Raw genomic sequence first — 17,153 nt, 5'->3', positions numbered from 1 at the left:
TTGCATCACTTTCTTTTTCTATTCATTCAATCGTTACTATTCTACCATAAATTGATAGAATACCGCACAAAAAGTCGGCGAACCGACTTTTGATAGCTATCTAGGATAGCGGATTAGATGACACAGCTTTCACATTGGTTGGCGCCAACTTCTCCACCATCATCTGTAAAGGTACGGACGTAGTAGATAGACTTGATACCCTTGTTAAAGGCGTAGTTCCGAAGGATAGACAAGTCACGAGTGGTTTGTTTGTTTTCAGTTTTCCATTCGTAAAGACCCTTTGGAATATCGCTGCGCATAAAGAGAGTCAGTGAAAGACCTTGGTCTACATGCTCAGTTGCAGCAGCATAGACATCGATGACTTTTCGCATATCCATGTCGTAGGCAGAAGTGTAGTAAGGAATCGTTTCCGTTGACAATCCTGCTGCAGGGTAGTAGATCTTACCGATTTTCTTCTCTTGGCGTTCTTCAATCCGTTGTGTAATTGGGTGGATAGAAGCAGATACGTCATTGATGTAGCTGATAGATCCATTTGGTGCGACAGCTAGGCGGTTTTGGTGGTAAAGACCATCTGCTTGAACTTTAGCACGCAGTTCTGCCCAATCCTCAGCACTTGGGATAAAGATATCTTTAAAGAGTTCTTTGACGCGATCAGATTTTGGTACAAATTCTCCAGTCGTGTACTTATCAAAGTAAGTACCATTGGCATAATCAGATTTTTCGAAGTTGTGGAAGGTAACACCACGTTCGCGCGCAATGTTGTTTGATTCTACGAGAGTCCAGTAGTTCATGAGCATGAAGTAGATGCTCGTAAACTCAATAGACTCCGGTGATCCGTATTCGATCAATTGTTGGGCAAGGTAGCTATGAAGTCCCATGGCTCCAAGACCAAAGGTATGCGCCAGTTTATTTCCGTGGTCAATAGTTGGAACGGCTACGATATGAGAGCTATCTGTAACGAAGGTCAAAGCACGAACCATGGCACGAATCGAACGACCAAAATCAGGTGAAGTCATCATGTTAACTACGTTGGTTGAACCAAGGTTACAGGAGACGTCTGTTCCCATTTGAACAAATTCTTGGGCATCGTTGATCAAGCTTGGTTCTTGAACTTGAAGGATCTCTGAACACAAGTTACTCATGATGATTTTTCCATCAACAGGGTTTGCCCGGTTAGCAGTATCAATGTTGACTACATATGGATAGCCAGATTCTTGTTGCAATTTAGAAATTTCAGTTTCCAAATCACGTGCCTTAATTTTAGTCTTGCGGATATTTGGATTAGCAACCAACTCATCGTATTTTTCAGTGATGTCGATGTAGTTAAATGGTACTCCGTATTCACGTTCCACAGAGTATGGGCTGAAGAGGTACATTTCTTCATTCTTACGCGCCAACTCGTAGAACTTGTCTGGCACGACGACCCCAAGTGAGAGAGTCTTCACCCGAACTTTTTCATCAGCATTTTCTTTCTTAGTTGAAAGGAAGGCGATGATGTCTGGGTGGAAGACGTTGAGGTAAACCACCCCAGCCCCTTGGCGTTGTCCCAATTGGTTAGAGTAAGAGAAGCTATCTTCGAAGAGTTTCATAACTGGAACCACTCCAGAAGCGGCTCCTTCATACCCTTTGATTGGTGCTCCAGCTTCACGAAGGTTGCTGAGAGAAATCCCAACCCCACCACCGATACGAGACAGTTGAAGGGCAGAGTTGATGGAACGTCCGATCGCGTTCATATCATCGGTTACCTGGATCAAGAAACATGAAACCAATTCTCCACGGCGGGCACGTCCAGCGTTTAAGAAAGAAGGAGTCGCTGGTTGGTAGCGTTGGTGGATAATTTCGTTTGCGATGTCTCGCGCGATAGCTTCATTTCCATCTGCAAAATAGAGAGCATTGAAGAAGACACGGTCTTCCATGCTTTCAAGATAGTATTCTCCATCATTTGTTTTCAAAGCGTATTGGTTATAGAATTTGTAGGCCGCCATGAAGGACTTGAATTGGAAGTTTTGGTCTTTGATAAATTGGGCCAATTCCTCTAAAAATTCAGGACGGTATTTCTCGATAAAAGCTCTCTCAATGTAATTGTGCTCGAGAAGGTACTGAATCTTGTCTGTAATCGAGTCAAAGGCTTTAGTATTTGGTACAACATTTTCTTTAAAGAACGCATCCAAAGCTTCTTTATCCTTATGAAGCATGATTTGGCCGTTTACTGGACGGTTGATTTCATTGTTAAGACGAAAATACGTCACATCTTCAAGAGATTTTAATCCCATAATAATCCTTTTCTAGTTCAAAAAAATGAAGAGGAGAAGTCCTCTCTTTACAAGTAAAAAGTCTAGTGTTAGGTTGCTAACGCTAGACCCTATTTAAGCAAAATACTGTGTTTATTATGAAAGTTTCTTCAACTTAGCTGGTTGAAAACCAGAAAATACTTCATCCGGTGTTTGAATAACTGGAGCAGCATTGAAGCCAAGGTTCTTAACATGCTCTACAAATTCTGGCTGTTCATCTAAGTTAATTTCGCGATATTCCACGTGATTGCTATCGAGGAATCGCTTGGTCATTTTGCATTGAACACAATTATTTTTTGAATAAATGGTTACCATTTCTTTTCCGTTCTCCTATCGAAATATAAATCTGTAAACAGTATAAACAAAATCCAGCAACTTGTCAACAAAATAAAACTAAATATTGTGCAAAGAGATGAAATGGAGTTTTCAAAGCACAATATATTGTGGTGAGTGAAAAGTGTGAAAATCGAAGAAATGGGATAGGAATAGGCTTTAAAGCATCTTTAATTAGTTATAATTTTTTGGTGAATCAATATCCTGTGGTTAAAGAGCTTCTTTTCATTGAAAGCGGAGGAAAATGTTACTTATAATATAGTAGAAAATTGAAAAGATATTTCCTCTGTTCTTCAAGTGCTTCTTAAAATGTATCTAAATTGGGATTTTTCGCAGTCTTTTTCTGTAAGTCAGTGATAAAAATCTTGAAAAAAATTTCAAAAGATGATATAATACCAAATTGTAAGGGTTATCAAAAGGTAACTCAAAAACTATTTTTAAAAAGGAGAGTCAAACTATGGCTTCTAAAGATTTCCACATCGTGGCAGAAACAGGTATCCACGCACGTCCAGCAACTTTGTTGGTTCAAACTGCTAGCAAATTTGCTTCAGATATTACTCTTGAATACAAAGGTAAATCAGTTAACTTGAAATCAATCATGGGTGTTATGAGCCTTGGTGTTGGTCAAGGAGCAGACGTTGTAATCTCTGCAGAAGGTGCTGACGCTGATGATGCTATCGCAGCTATCTCAGAAACAATGACTAAAGAAGGATTGGCTTAAAATATGACAAAAATGCTAAAAGGAATTGCAGCATCTGACGGTGTTGCCGTTGCTAAGGCATATTTGCTCATTCAACCAGACTTATCATTTGAGACTGTTTCAGTCGAAGATACAAGTGCAGAAGAAGCTCGTTTGGATGCAGCTCTTGAAGCTTCACAAAACGAGCTTTCTCTTATCCGGGAGAATGCAGTAGCAAGCCTTGGTGAAGAAGCAGCGCAAGTTTTTGATGCGCATATGATGGTTCTTGCTGACCCTGAAATGATTGGTCAGATCAAAGAAACAATTCGTACGAAAAAAATCAATGCAGAAGCAGGCTTGAAAGAAGTCACTGACATGTTCATTGCGATCTTTGAAGGAATGGAAGACAATCCTTACATGCAAGAACGTGCAGCAGATATTCGTGACGTTACCAAACGTGTCCTTGCCAACTTGCTTGGTAAGAAATTGCCAAACCCTGCTTCTATCAATGAAGAAGCAATCGTGGTTGCGCATGACTTGACTCCATCTGATACAGCACAGTTGAACAAAAAGTATGTAAAAGCTTTTGTCACGAATATCGGTGGACGTACAAGTCACTCAGCTATCATGGCTCGTACACTTGAAATCGCAGCTGTTCTTGGTACAAATAACATTACAGAACTTGTCAAAGATGGCGATGTTTTGGCTGTTTCAGGGATCACTGGTGAAGTTGTGATCAACCCTACTGAAGAACAAATCGCAGAGTTCAAAGCAGCTGGTGAAGCTTATGCTAAACAAAAAGCTGAATGGGCTCTCCTTAAAGATGCGAAAACAGTGACTGCTGATGGAAAACACTTCGAGTTGGCTGCTAACATCGGTACACCTAAAGATGTTGAAGGTGTGAACGATAACGGTGCAGAAGCTGTTGGTCTCTATCGTACAGAATTCTTGTACATGGATTCTCAAGACTTCCCAACTGAAGATGACCAATATGAAGCTTACAAAGCAGTTCTTGAAGGTATGAACGGTAAACCTGTTGTCGTTCGTACAATGGATATCGGTGGGGATAAAGAACTCCCTTACTTTGATCTTCCTAAAGAAATGAACCCATTCTTAGGTTTCCGTGCTTTGCGTATCTCTATCTCTGAGACAGGTAACCAAATGTTCCGTACCCAATTGCGTGCATTGCTTCGTGCATCTGTTCACGGTAAATTGCGGATCATGTTCCCAATGGTTGCTTTGTTGACAGAGTTCCGTACAGCTAAAGGTATTCTTGAAGAAGAAAAGGCTAAATTGCTTGCGGAAGGTGTTGCTGTGGCAGATGATATCCAAGTAGGTATCATGATTGAAATCCCAGCTGCTGCGATGCTTGCGGACCAATTTGCTAAAGAAGTTGATTTCTTCTCAATCGGTACAAACGACTTGATCCAATACACAATGGCTGCTGACCGTATGAACGAACAAGTTTCATACCTTTACCAGCCATATAACCCATCTATCCTTCGTTTGATCAACAACGTGATCAAAGCGGCTCACGCTGAAGGCAAATGGGCTGGTATGTGTGGTGAAATGGCCGGTGACCAAACTGCCGTTCCACTTCTTGTCGGAATGGGCTTGGATGAGTTCTCTATGTCAGCGACATCTGTCCTTCGTACACGTAGCTTGATGAAGAAACTCGACACAGCTAAAATGCAAGAATACGCTAACCGTGCTCTGACTGAATGTTCAACAATGGAAGAAGTTCTTGAACTTTCAAAAGAATACGTGAACGTAGACTAAGAGTCGATCAAGACTAAGACAAATTTGTCTTAGTCTTTTTTTACATTGTACATAAAAATGTTCATTTTATTCGTAATAAACTAGTTAGTAATAAAAATAGTGATTTAAATGTTCGGTTTTTTGTTTAATTTTCCTCGTATATATAGTATAATCGTAAGTAAGATTAGGAGGAAAGCGAAGGAATGAAGTAAAAGGTTCGGAAGAGAAAATGAAAGAACTTTTCCTGATAAATTTACATGATTTTCCTGGAATCAACTTGAAAATTAAGTGATTTTATAGTAAAATAAAAACAACTAGAAAACGCTTTCAAAAAAATAAAGAGGTGAGTATATGGATAGAAGCACAGACTTATGGACATTTGGAAGAGGGGATAATTTCCATCTTCAAGAGTACTTAGGAGCTCACAAGGAAACAAGGGGAGAACAAGAAGGCTTTACCTTCCGTGTTTGGGCTCCCAATGCTCAGGCGGTGGATCTGATTGGTGATTTCACTGATTGGGAAGCTCGTAAAATTCCAATGGTTCGTAATGAAGGAGGCGTCTGGGAAGTCTTCTGTTCCGATGCAAAAGAGGGAGATATATACAAGTATTTGGTGACTCGACAAAATGGTCATCAGGTGCAAAAAATCGATCCTCTAGCGTTATGGATGGAAAAGAGACCCAATACAGGATCTATTATTAAGACCATTCCAGAGAAAAACTGGAAAGATGGTCTCTGGAGAGCACGCCGTAAAAAACTTGGTTTTAAGGAACGACCTGTTAATATTTACGAGGTTCATGCAGGATCTTGGAAACGAAATGAGGATCACAGTTCCTACACCTTCAAACAACTAAAAGATGAACTCATTCCGTATCTGGTAGAGATGAACTACACCCACGTGGAATTTATGCCAGTGATGGCCCATCCATTGGGCTTGAGTTGGGGCTATCAGCTCATGGGATATTTTGCACTCGAGCAGACTTATGGTAGCCCAGAAGAGTTTCAAGACTTCGTGGAAGAATGCCACCTCAACAATATCGGAGTGATCGTGGATTGGGTACCAGGACATTTCATTATCAATGATGATGCCTTGGCTTATTATGATGGAACACCAACCTTTGAATACCAGGATGAACATCGTGCCCATAACTACGGATGGGGAGCCTTGAACTTCGATTTAGGGAAGAATCAAGTCCAGTCATTCTTGATTTCTAGTTTGAAGTTTTGGATTGATACCTATCATTTAGATGGGATTCGGGTCGATGCTGTGAGCAATATGCTCTATCTTGACTACGATAGTGGTCCATGGACACCAAATATTGATGGTGGAAACCTCAACTACGAAGGCGTTCATTTCCTTAGACGGTTGAATGCGATTATCAAGAACGAACACCCAGATGTCATGATGATTGCAGAAGAAAGTTCTGCTGGTCAAAAGATCACGGGTCCTGAAGAAGAAGGTGGACTTGGCTTTGACTATAAATGGAATATGGGGTGGATGAATGATATCCTTCGATTCTACGAAGAAGATCCCATCTACCGGAAATTTGACTTTAACCTGGTAACCTTTAGTTTCATGTATGCATTTTCTGAAAACTTCTTACTACCATTTTCACATGATGAAGTGGTGCATGGTAAGAAGAGTTTGATGCATAAGATGTGGGGAGATCGTTACAATCAATTTGCTGGACTCCGTAACCTCTTGACCTATCAGATTTGCCATCCAGGTAAGAAATTACTCTTTATGGGTTCAGAATTTGGTCAATTTTTGGAATGGAAGTCAGAAGAGCAACTGGAATGGGGCAATCTAGAGGATGAAATGAATGCTAAGATGCGTCGTTTCACTTCTCAGCTCAATCATTTCTACAAAGAACACAAGGAATTGTGGGAGATTGATGATAGCTTTGATGGCTTAGAGATTATTGATGCAGATAACCGGGATCAGAGCGTCTTGTCTATGATCCGGAAAAATCGTAAAGGCGATCTTTTGGTTTGCGTCTTCAATATGGCACCAGTAGAACGCAAGGACTTTACGATTGGTGTGCCTGTATCAGCGGTCTATGAAGAAATTTGGAATACAGAATTAGAAGAATGGGGAGGTGTCTGGAAAGAGCACAATCCGACAGTTCAGTCTCAAGATGGACTGTGGAAGGATTATGAACAAACTTTGACCTTTACTTTGCCGGCTTTAGGGGCTAGCATTTGGAAGGTGAAACGGAAGGTTCGCAAAACGAAATCTAAAACATCAGATAAAAAATGATGATCGGTTGACTCTAAGGGAGTCCAAGCTTTAAAAAGAGGAAGTAGTCAATGAAGAATGAAATGCTCGCTTTAATTCTTGCCGGTGGGCAAGGAACACGTCTTGGAAAATTAACCAAAAACATCGCGAAACCTGCGGTTCAATTTGGTGGGCGCTATCGGATTATCGATTTTGCTCTCTCAAACTGTGCCAACTCAGGAATTCACAATGTTGGTGTGATTACACAGTATCAACCCCTTGCACTTAACAGCCATATTGGAAATGGTTCCAGTTGGGGCTTGGATGGAATCAATACAGGTGTGTCTATTCTCCAACCTTATTCAGCTAGTGAAGGAAATCGTTGGTTTGAAGGAACTAGCCATGCCATCCTCCAAAACATCGACTATATCGACAGCATCAATCCGGAATATGTCTTGATATTATCTGGGGACCACATCTATAAGATGGATTACGATGATATGCTTCAAGCGCACAAGGATAATAATGCAAGCTTAACTGTTGCCGTCCTAGATGTACCTTTGAAGGAAGCAAGCCGTTTTGGAATCATGAATACAGATGCCAATAATCGGATTGTCGAATTTGAAGAAAAACCAGCTGAACCAAAATCTACCAAGGCTTCCATGGGGATTTACATCTTTGACTGGGCTCGTCTCCGCAATATGTTGGTTGCTGCTGAAAAGAGTGATATCGATATGTCAGACTTCGGTAAAAATGTCATTCCAACGTATCTAGAATCAGGCGAAAGTGTTTATGCTTATGAATTCAATGGTTATTGGAAAGACGTTGGTACGATTGAGTCTCTTTGGGAAGCCAATATGGAATATATCGATCCAAATAATGCCTTGGATAGTCGCGATCGTCACTGGAAAATCTATTCACGCAACCTCATTTCTCCACCGAACTTCTTTGGGGAACATGGCCACGTCGAAGATTCTCTTGTCGTCGACGGTTGTTCGGTAGACGGTACAGTCAAACACTCCATCTTATCAACAGAAGCTCAAGTTCGTGAAGGAGCAGTTGTCGAAGATGCTGTCGTGATGAGCAATGCCATTATCGGTAAAGGAGCTGTCGTGAAACGCGCGATTATCGGGGAAGGTGCAGTCATTGCAGAAGGTGTCGTGATTGATGGAACAGAGGAAGTACAAGTTGTCGGTTACAATGAAAAAGTGGGGGTAGCAACAGATGAAGATTGATAAATATTCAGCCATTTTAGGAAATACAGTTGGGTATCATGATATGTCCACTTTGACCAGCCATCGTCCGGTAGCATCTCTACCATTTGATGGGAAATACCGCTTGATTGACTTCCCGTTGTCTAGTCTTGCGAATGCTGGTATTCGTAGTGTTTTTGGGATTTTCCAACAAGAAAATATTAGTTCGGTCTTTGACCATATTCGTTCAGGTCGTGAGTGGGGCTTGTCTACTTTATTGAGCCACTATTACCTCGGAATCTATAACACTCCTGTTGAAAATACAAATGTAGGGCCAGAATACTACCAACAATTATTGACCTATTTGAAACGGTCTGGTTCCAACCAAACAGTTGCTTTGAACTGTGATGTCTTGATGAATATTGACCTCAATCAAGTTTTCCACTTGCATAATAGCGTTGACCGTCCGATTACAGTGGTTTATAAGAAGTTGCATCTTCAAAATATCTCTGAAGTCAATGCTATCTTGGAAATTGATGAAACAGACCATGTTACAGAGCAAAGACTTTTCGATGGCAAGGATCCTGACGAAGTCTACAACATGTCGACAGATGTCTTTATTGTGGATACTCCTTGGTTGATTGAAAAAATTGAAGAAGAAGCCAAGAAAGAATACCCACAAAAATTGCGCTATATCTTGCGTGATTTGGCGGTGGAATACAATGCTTTTGCTTTTGAATATACAGGTTACCTAGCCAATATTCATTCAGTTGAATCCTACTACCATGCAAACTTGGATATGTTGGAAAACCAAAAATTCATGAAGCTCTTTTCACCAAACCAAAAGGTGTATACGAAAGTGAAGAATGAAGAACCAACGTATTATTCCAAGACTTCACATATTAAAACGTCTCAATTTGCTTCGGGTAGTATTGTAGAAGGAACCGTTGAACGCTCCGTTGTTTCACGGCGGGTACACCTTCATGAAGGTTCAGAAGTCCGCAGTAGTCTTCTCTTCCCTGGTGTTGTGATTCATGAAAATGCAATCGTCGAATATGCCATCCTGGATAAGGGTGTCGAAGTGGCTGCTGGTGTGACGATTCGTGGGACAGAAGAAGCACCTGTCGTGGTTAAAAAAGGAACGATTGTTACAGAGGATATTGTCTAATGAAACTATTATTTGTTGCAGCTGAAGGTGCACCATTTTCTAAAACAGGCGGATTGGGAGACGTTATTGGCGCTCTTCCTAAATCCTTAGCGAAAAGTGGTCATGATGTGCGCGTGATCCTCCCTTACTATGATATGGTAGAGACTAAGTTTGGAGATCAAATCGAAGATGTTTTGCATTTTGAGACCAAGGTTGGCTGGAGAAGTCAATATGTTGGTGTGAAACGTATTGTGCGTGATGGAGTCACCTTTTACTTTATTGATAACCAACATTATTTCTTTAGAGGTCATGTCTATGGTGACTTTGATGATGGAGAACGCTTCGCCTTCTTCCAGCTCGCGGCTTTAGAAACGATGGAACGGGTTGACTTCATTCCAGATGTTCTTCATGCCCATGATTACCATACGGCGATGATTCCTTTCTTGCTGAAGGAAAAATACCGTTGGATTCAAGCTTATCATGAAATTAAAACAGTATTGACTATCCATAATTTGGAATTCCAAGGTCAGTTCGACCCAGGAATGTTGTGGGACCTATTCGGAGTTGGATTTGAACGCTATGCAGATGGAACGCTTCGGTGGAATGATTGCCTGAACTGGATGAAAGCCGGCATTCTATATGCTGACCGTGTAACAACGGTTTCTCCTAGCTATGCGCATGAGATTATGACTGCTGAATATGGTTGTGGCTTGGATCAGATCCTTCGGATGGAGTCTGGCAAGGTGACCGGAATTGTTAACGGGATTGATGCAGATCTGTATAATCCTGAAACGGATCCACTCTTGACGTATCACTTCAGTCTCTCAGATCTTTCAGGTAAAGCAGCTAGCAAACGAGCTCTTCAAGAACGTGTTGGTCTACCTGTTCGCGATGATGTTCCTTTGTTTGGGATCGTCTCTCGTTTGACACGTCAAAAAGGTTTTGATGTGGTGGTAGAAGAGTTGCATCAACTCTTGCAAAAGGATATTCAGATTGTTTTGCTGGGGACAGGAGACCCTGGATTTGAAAATGCCTTTGCTTGGTTTGGTCAAGCCTACCCAGATAAACTTTCAGCGAATATCACATTTGATGTCCAATTGGCCCAAGAAATCTATGCAGCGTCGGATGTCTTCTTGATGCCAAGCCGCTTTGAACCATGTGGCCTTTCTCAAATGATGGCCATGCGTTATGGAACCCTTCCTCTGGTGCATGAAGTCGGCGGACTTCGAGATACGGTCCAACCGTATAATGCTGTTGATGGAAGTGGAACAGGCTTTAGTTTCAATAATTTGTCTGGCTATTGGTTTAACTGGGCAGTTGATGAAGCCTTGGCTGTCTACTACAATGACAAACAGGCTTGGTATGGTCTCCAAGAGCAAGCTATGACGCGTGACTTCTCATGGGATACGGCTAGTCAACGATACAATGATTTGTACCAATCCTTATAAATAGATCTATGATACAAACGCCTTTCGAGGCGTTTTTTTGTGTTGCTTTCTTCCTATAAAGAAAACGGTTTATATTTTTGAGTTTTAGAGCTTGCTAAAATAGAAGAAAAAAGATAAGATAGGTAAAGGTAAAAAATCCCGGGAAGGTTCTTATTTCTGGAAAGGATCCCATCCTCTCTAAAAATAATCAGGTCCCTGCTCGAGGGTTAAATATTACTATATAGGAATTTTAGGATGAAAAAAGCGAAACAAACGTTTGAAAAAATGACCAAATATTCGATTCGGAAATTATCTGTCGGTGTTGGTCCGGTGGCCATTGGAGCCTTTTTATTAGGAGGAAGCCTGTTAGGGGCTCGTCCTGTCCAAGCAGATCAGGTGACCCTACCTGCTCATGTGCACTTAGGATATGTGACAGAAGAAGAGCTGACTGCTGAAGAAAAAGCACAGGTGATTCATGCAATCCCTGAAGCATATCAAAATGAAGATACTTTCTATCTCGTCTATAAGAAGAAGGAAGCAACTCAGTCGGTTCTTCCTCAAACAGGAAGTCAGGAAATCGCCCTTTTTGGGCTAAGTCTAGCCACTGCTTCCTTTGCGGTCCTCTTACTCTCTAAAAAGCACCGGAAGAAGATCATGGGCGTCCTTTTGATTGGAGCCATGGGACAAAGTCTTCTACTTCCAGTTGAAGTCGCAGCCCTACAAAATCAAGTCTTGCGCGCCTATAATCAGGATCTTGCGATCGCATCGAGCAAAGATCTTGCAAATGGCGTGATTCAAATTGACGGCTATGACTATATTGGTTATCTGCGCTACCCGTCAGTCCAAAAGACGAGCTTACGAGAGCCAAAGGCTATGCAGGAAACGAAACCTTCTGTAAAAGGAACGATCAAAACAAGTACAGGGATTCCACAAGTGGAACCACAAGCGCGTGTGACCCCAGAAGTCGCTCCAGCCTTTCCTCAAGTTGAAAAACCAAGCCTGGAAGTCTATACTGAGCCTGTGCCATTTGAAACTGTCAACCAAGTTGATCCTACATTACCTAAAGGGCAAACCAAGGTGCTGACTGCTGGTCAAAATGGGGAGCGGACCCTATTGACAGAAGTGAGTGTGGTAGATGGACAAGAAGTTCGCAGAGTCGTTGAAAGCAAGGTCACTAAAGAACCAGTTTCACAAATTCTTGCTGTTGGGACAAAAGAAGATGCCCAACCAACCCCTCAACCCAGCCCTTCTCCAGTTGTAACGGCTAAGGGGACACAAGAAGAAGGCCATGTTGGCGAAGCTCCTGTTCAACCAGAGAACCCAGCCTATACAGGTGTGGTGGAAGCTAAAGGGACACAAGAAGAAGGCCATGTTGGCGAAGCCCCCGTTCAACCGGAGAATCCAACCTATCAAGTTACGGAAGGGACGGTAACCGAGACAGAAACGGTAATCCTTCCATATGAAACAGAGTATGTAACGGACGCCAATCGTTACACCGATGAAGAAAGCCTCCTTCAAAAAGGAGAGGCTGGTAGCCAGGAGATTCGTCGTGTTTATAAGACGGTCAATGGTGAGAAGATTGGAGAGCCTCTCAGTACGACCACTGAAACGGTCAAAGCTCCTGTGACAGAAAAAATTAGTCGTGGGACTAAGGCGATTGAAGGCCAAAAAGAGGAAGTTGCTTTTGAAGAAATTCCATTTAAGACGGTAACCGAACAAGATGCCACCTTGCTAAAAGGAACTGAAAGGGTTTCTCAAGCCGGTAAAAATGGGAAGAAGAAAATCACCAAGGTCTACAAGACCATTAAAGGTGTCAAAACAACGGATGCTCCTACAATTTCCGAAGAAGTGGTAGAACAAGCGCAAGATCAGATCATTCAACAAGGGACAAAGGAATTAGACAAGCCAACCTTGACCTTGACCAATCTTGATCAGGAAGTGTTGAAGCGCAGTGCTAAAGCTACCTATCGTTTGGACAAACCAGACGGTGTGACCATCAAGTCCATCCAGGCTGTATTGAAGAAGGGTGATCAAGTGGTGAAAACCCTGACCCTTTCAGAGACAGACTTGGCAGCTGCTTTAGCGGACTTGGACTACTACAAGGATTATACGCTCGCAACGACCATGGTGTATGACCGTGGAAATGGGGATGAAGAAGAAGTTCTCAAGGAAGAACCACTGAGAATTGATCTTAAAAAAGTTGAAATCAAAAACATCAAGGAAACCAGTCTGATTAGCGTGGATGACCAAGGTCTTGAGACCGATAGCAGCCTCTTGTCTGAAACACCGTCTGATGTGAAGCCATACTACTTAAAAGTTACCACCCATGATAATAAGGTCACGAAACTAGCCGTTGATAAAATCGAAGAAGTGACGGTAGATGGCGCGACCCTCTACAAAGTAACAGCCAAAGCTCCAGATTTGGTCCAACGGACTGGGGACAACCAGTTCAATGAGAACTATGTCCACTATATTGCGAAACCAAAAGCTCATGAAGGTGATGTCTACTACAATTTCAACGAACTTGTAAAAGCCATGCAAGCCAATCCGACTGGAACCTTTAAACTGGGTAGCAATATGAATGCGGCTAATGTCCAGCCAGCAGGAAAATCTTATGTAACCAATGCCTTCAAGGGAATTTTGGAAAGTACGGATGGAAATACATTTGCCATCCATAACATTACAAGACCATTATTTGGGAACATCGAAGGTGGCTCGGTTAAGAATCTCTTGCTTGAAAATGTCAATATTGACCTACCTGGGACAGATCGAGTAGCCCCAATCTCAGGTGTCATCAAAAACAATGCAACTGTTGAGAACGTTAAAGTAATAGGAAGTGTTGTCGGGAACAATGACGTAGCAGGAATTGTCAATAAAATTGATGGTAGCGGGAAGGTCAGCAACGTTGCCTTTATCGGGAAACTGCACGCTACTGGTAACAAAGGTGGCTATCTAGCGGGTGTTGTTGGCGAGAACTGGAAAGGTATCGTAGAAAAAGCTTACGTTGATGCTGAAATCACTGGGAACAAAGCCAAAGCTGCAGGTCTCGTTTATTCCTCTCAAAATGGTGGAAATAACCACACAGTAGGTAAAGAAGGGGTTCTCAGAAATTCAGTTGCTAAAGGATCAATTGAACTGAAAGAAGCGGTTCAATCGGGTGGATTACTAGGGACCAACTGGGCCTTGGGGACTATTGAAGACAACATCACCATGATGAAAGTCAAAACTGGTGAGATGGTCTTTGGTCACTCAGATATTGACGCAGATGATTATTTCACCTATTCAAGAACCAAGCGCAATTACAGTGTGGAAGGCGTGAGTGAAGGGAAGAAAACCTTTAACAACTCCCGTAAAATCCCTAGCATCTCGCTGGCAGAAGCTGAGCAGAAGATTGAAGCAATGGGAATCACTGCTGATAAATTCACCAGCAGGAAACCAATTGAAGATACGCTCAATCACCTTGTTAGCAAAGACGATCAATACAAGGCTATCACTGCTTACGATGCGACTCGTGAGCTAGCTTACCGCAATATTGCTAAATTGCAACCATTCTACAACAAAGAATGGATTGTCGACCAAGGGAATAAATTGGCTGCAACGAGTCCTCTCTTGACCAAGGAAGTCTTGTCTGTGACTGCTATGAAGGGCAATGATTTTGTTACTGAACTAGCTGATGCTGATCACATCCTGATCCATTATGCCGATAAGACAAAAGATATCTTTAGCATTTCACCGAAAGAGTCTAAAGTCAAACAAGTCAAAGAGTACAGTGTGGCGGAGCTCGGTGAAGTGGTCTATACGCCAAATATGGTGGACAAAGACCGGAGCGATCTCATTGGTGCGATCGTTGAAAAATTAAGCCCTGTCGAATTACAATCAGATCCAATCTACACACATCTTGGTCGAACAGGTCCTAACAAAGTCAATGCCATTAAGAACCTTTACCTTGAAGAAAGCTTCCAAGCAGTCAAGGATAATCTGACTCACTTTGTCAAACAACTAGTTGAAAACCAAGATCATCAATTAAATACAGATGAGGCTGCCAAACGGGCCCTTATCAAGAAAGTTGATGACAACAAGGCCGCTGTTCTTCTTGGTTTGTCATACCTCAATCGCTATTATGGAGTGAAGTTCGATGATGTCAATCTCAAACAGCTCATGTTGTTCAAGCCAGATTTCTATGGGAAGAATGTTGATGTCTTAGACCGCTTGATTGAAATTGGTTCAAAAGAAGACTACATCAAAGGGACTCGTACCCACGATGCCTTCCGAGAAGTCGTGGCTAAATCGACTCTTTCTGGGAACCTAAATGACTTCTTGAAGTACAATATGGAGCTCTTCACAAAAGAGACAGACTTGAATGATTGGTTCATTAAAGCAACCAAAGACAATGTCTATATTGTGGAGCCTGAGACGACCAATCCAGCTTTCGCATCTGCTAAGCATAGAGCCTATGAGGGCTTAAACAATGATGTTCACGGTAAAATGATCTTGCCACTCTTGAACTTAAAAGATGCCCATATGTTCTTGATTTCAACATACAATACCATGGCTTATAGTTCCTTCGAGAAATATGGTAAGAACACGGAAGCAGAGCGGAATGCCTTCAAAGCGGAAATTGACAAGGTGGCGAAAGGGCAACAAAATTATCTCGATTTCTGGTCACGTCTAGCAACGGATAAGGTTCGCAATCAACTCTTGAAGAGCAATAATATGGTGCCGACCCCTGTCCTTGATAACCAAAACTACAAGGGCATTAGTACAGACCGTTACGGCCATACCAACAGTGGCAAAGATGTCGCTCCAATCCGTGAATTGTATGGTCCAACCGATCGTTACCATGCGACAGATTGGCGCATGGGAGCTGTGGCGCGAATTTACGGAAACCCATATAAAGACGACTCTGTTTTCTTCATGGTGACCGATATGATCAGTGACTTTGGGGTCTCTGCCTTTACCCACGAAACAACGCACGTCAATGACCGCATGGTATACTTAGGTGGTTGGAGACACCGAGAAGGAACCGATATCGAAGCCTTTGCCCAAGGCATGTTACAAACGCCATCCGTATCCAATCCAAATGGGGAATACAAGGCCTTAGGTATCAACATGGCCTATGAACGTCCAAATGATGGGAACCAATGGTACAATACCAATCCAAATGATTTGAAGTCACGTGACGAAATTGATCGGTATATGAAAGGCTATAACGACACCCTCATGCTTCTGGATTACCTAGAAGGAGAAGCTGTCCTCAACAAAGGCAGTCAAGACTTGAACAATGCATGGTTCAAGAAGGTTGATAAACAATACCGAGGGGCTAACACCAAGAATCAATTTGATAAGGTACGTCCTTTGAGCGATGAGGAAAAAGCGATCACCTTACATTCAGTAGATGATCTCATCACCAACAACTTCATGACCAATCGTAGTCCTGGAAATGGAGTCTATAATCCATCTGACTTTGGCTCCGCCTATGTGACGGTACCGATGATGACAGGGATCTATGGTGGAAACACCAGTGAAGGGGCTCCTGGAGCCATGTCCTTCAAACACAATACCTTCAGACTCTGGGGTTACTATGGCTATGAAAAAGGCTTCTTAGGCTATGCTTCAAACAAGTATAAACAAGAATCCAAACAAGCAGGTCATGCGACTCTAGGGGATGATTACATCATTCAAAAGATTTCTGATGGGAAATTCAGTACCCTTGAAGACTGGAAGAAAGCCTACTTCAATGAAGTGGTAACCAGTGCCAAAAATGGACTTCAGGCTATTGAAGTGGATGGGACTACTTATAGCTCTTATGAGGACTTAAAACAAGCCTTTGCAACTGCGGTTGAAAAAGATCAGGCCAGTTTGAAGAATGGTTCTGTCAAATTTGACAATACCCTTGCCTTGAAAGAAAAAATCTTTAAGAAATTACTGCAACAAACAGACAGTTTCAAAACGTCTATCTTTAAATAATCGAATTCTCTCATCTGCTGAGCAGGTGAGAGTTTTTTAGAAGAAAAAATGAATAGAGGTGGACAAAGCGTCTAAAAATTAAAAGAAATCAATCGTAGATAGGAAAAATTATCATATTAAAAAAACAACGTAATTTCACTA

Annotated in this window: 9 protein-coding genes; 7 read left to right on the top strand and 2 right to left on the bottom strand. The window is 42.0% G+C overall.

The annotated features are described in order from the left end of the window. Window positions 1-113: 113 nt before the first annotated feature. A complete protein-coding gene (gene nrdE / locus HMPREF2917_RS05585) occupies window positions 114-2,273 on the bottom strand; it encodes a class 1b ribonucleoside-diphosphate reductase subunit alpha (RefSeq protein WP_004219930.1) in 2,160 nt (719 codons plus the stop codon). Between the two features lie 114 nt (window positions 2,274-2,387). Next, window positions 2,388-2,606 (bottom strand): glutaredoxin-like protein NrdH, encoded by a 219-nt coding sequence (gene nrdH / locus HMPREF2917_RS05580; RefSeq protein WP_003006408.1) that lies wholly within the window; start codon window positions 2,604-2,606, stop codon window positions 2,388-2,390. 475 nt (window positions 2,607-3,081) lie between these two features. Here nrdH and HMPREF2917_RS05575 point away from each other — a divergent pair, with 475 nt between their 5' ends. The 7 genes from HMPREF2917_RS05575 (at window position 3,082) to HMPREF2917_RS05545 (ending at window position 17,012) form a co-directional block, all read left to right on the top strand. Next, the gene (locus HMPREF2917_RS05575; RefSeq protein WP_003006411.1) at window positions 3,082-3,345 is read left to right on the top strand and encodes a phosphocarrier protein HPr; all 264 of its coding nucleotides are present in this window, start codon (window positions 3,082-3,084) and stop codon (window positions 3,343-3,345) included. A 3-nt stretch (window positions 3,346-3,348) separates the two neighbouring features. After that, window positions 3,349-5,082, top strand: coding sequence for a phosphoenolpyruvate--protein phosphotransferase (gene ptsP / locus HMPREF2917_RS05570; protein ID WP_003006414.1), 1,734 nt, complete (start codon window positions 3,349-3,351; stop codon window positions 5,080-5,082). Between the two features lie 330 nt (window positions 5,083-5,412). Next, window positions 5,413-7,320, top strand: a complete 1,908-nt coding sequence (glgB, locus tag HMPREF2917_RS05565) for a 1,4-alpha-glucan branching protein GlgB (RefSeq protein ID WP_031573435.1) — start codon at window positions 5,413-5,415, stop codon at window positions 7,318-7,320. Between the two features lie 50 nt (window positions 7,321-7,370). After that, window positions 7,371-8,513: a glucose-1-phosphate adenylyltransferase gene (locus HMPREF2917_RS05560; RefSeq protein ID WP_014713084.1), complete on the top strand. Its 1,143-nt coding sequence runs from the start codon at window positions 7,371-7,373 to the stop codon at window positions 8,511-8,513. Continuing rightward, window positions 8,503-9,639 carry a glucose-1-phosphate adenylyltransferase subunit GlgD gene (gene glgD / locus HMPREF2917_RS05555; RefSeq protein ID WP_031573430.1) on the top strand — a complete coding sequence of 379 codons (1,137 nt, stop codon included), beginning with the start codon at window positions 8,503-8,505 and terminating at the stop codon, window positions 9,637-9,639. The genes HMPREF2917_RS05560 and glgD overlap by 11 nt, the downstream gene beginning before the upstream one ends. Beyond that, window positions 9,639-11,066 carry a glycogen synthase GlgA gene (gene glgA, locus HMPREF2917_RS05550; RefSeq protein ID WP_070589437.1) on the top strand — a complete coding sequence of 476 codons (1,428 nt, stop codon included), beginning with the start codon at window positions 9,639-9,641 and terminating at the stop codon, window positions 11,064-11,066. The genes glgD and glgA overlap by 1 nt, the downstream gene beginning before the upstream one ends. A gap of 234 nt (window positions 11,067-11,300) precedes the next feature. After that, the gene (locus HMPREF2917_RS05545) at window positions 11,301-17,012 is read left to right on the top strand and encodes a ZmpA/ZmpB/ZmpC family metallo-endopeptidase (protein ID WP_070589434.1); all 5,712 of its coding nucleotides are present in this window, start codon (window positions 11,301-11,303) and stop codon (window positions 17,010-17,012) included. Window positions 17,013-17,153 lie beyond the last annotated feature (141 nt).

Origin of the sequence: Streptococcus sp. HMSC061E03 (assembly GCF_001813505.1) — a bacterium.
GTDB lineage: Bacteria > Bacillota > Bacilli > Lactobacillales > Streptococcaceae > Streptococcus.
The sequence above is the reverse complement of the archived record's forward strand: the minus strand, read 5'-3'. Positions and strand labels throughout refer to the sequence as shown.

Bases quoted from the DNA above. Each gene is read 5' to 3' on its own strand.
- nrdE (WP_004219930.1), bottom strand. From the start codon at position 2,273: ATGGGATTAAAATCTCTTGAAGATGTGACGTATTTTCGTCTTAACAAT.
- nrdH (WP_003006408.1), bottom strand. From the start codon at position 2,606: ATGGTAACCATTTATTCAAAAAATAATTGTGTTCAATGCAAAATGACC.
- HMPREF2917_RS05575 (WP_003006411.1), top strand. From the start codon at position 3,082: ATGGCTTCTAAAGATTTCCACATCGTGGCAGAAACAGGTATCCACGCA.
- ptsP (WP_003006414.1), top strand. From the start codon at position 3,349: ATGACAAAAATGCTAAAAGGAATTGCAGCATCTGACGGTGTTGCCGTT.
- glgB (WP_031573435.1), top strand. From the start codon at position 5,413: ATGGATAGAAGCACAGACTTATGGACATTTGGAAGAGGGGATAATTTC.
- HMPREF2917_RS05560 (WP_014713084.1), top strand. From the start codon at position 7,371: ATGAAGAATGAAATGCTCGCTTTAATTCTTGCCGGTGGGCAAGGAACA.
- glgD (WP_031573430.1), top strand. From the start codon at position 8,503: ATGAAGATTGATAAATATTCAGCCATTTTAGGAAATACAGTTGGGTAT.
- glgA (WP_070589437.1), top strand. From the start codon at position 9,639: ATGAAACTATTATTTGTTGCAGCTGAAGGTGCACCATTTTCTAAAACA.
- HMPREF2917_RS05545 (WP_070589434.1), top strand. From the start codon at position 11,301: ATGAAAAAAGCGAAACAAACGTTTGAAAAAATGACCAAATATTCGATT.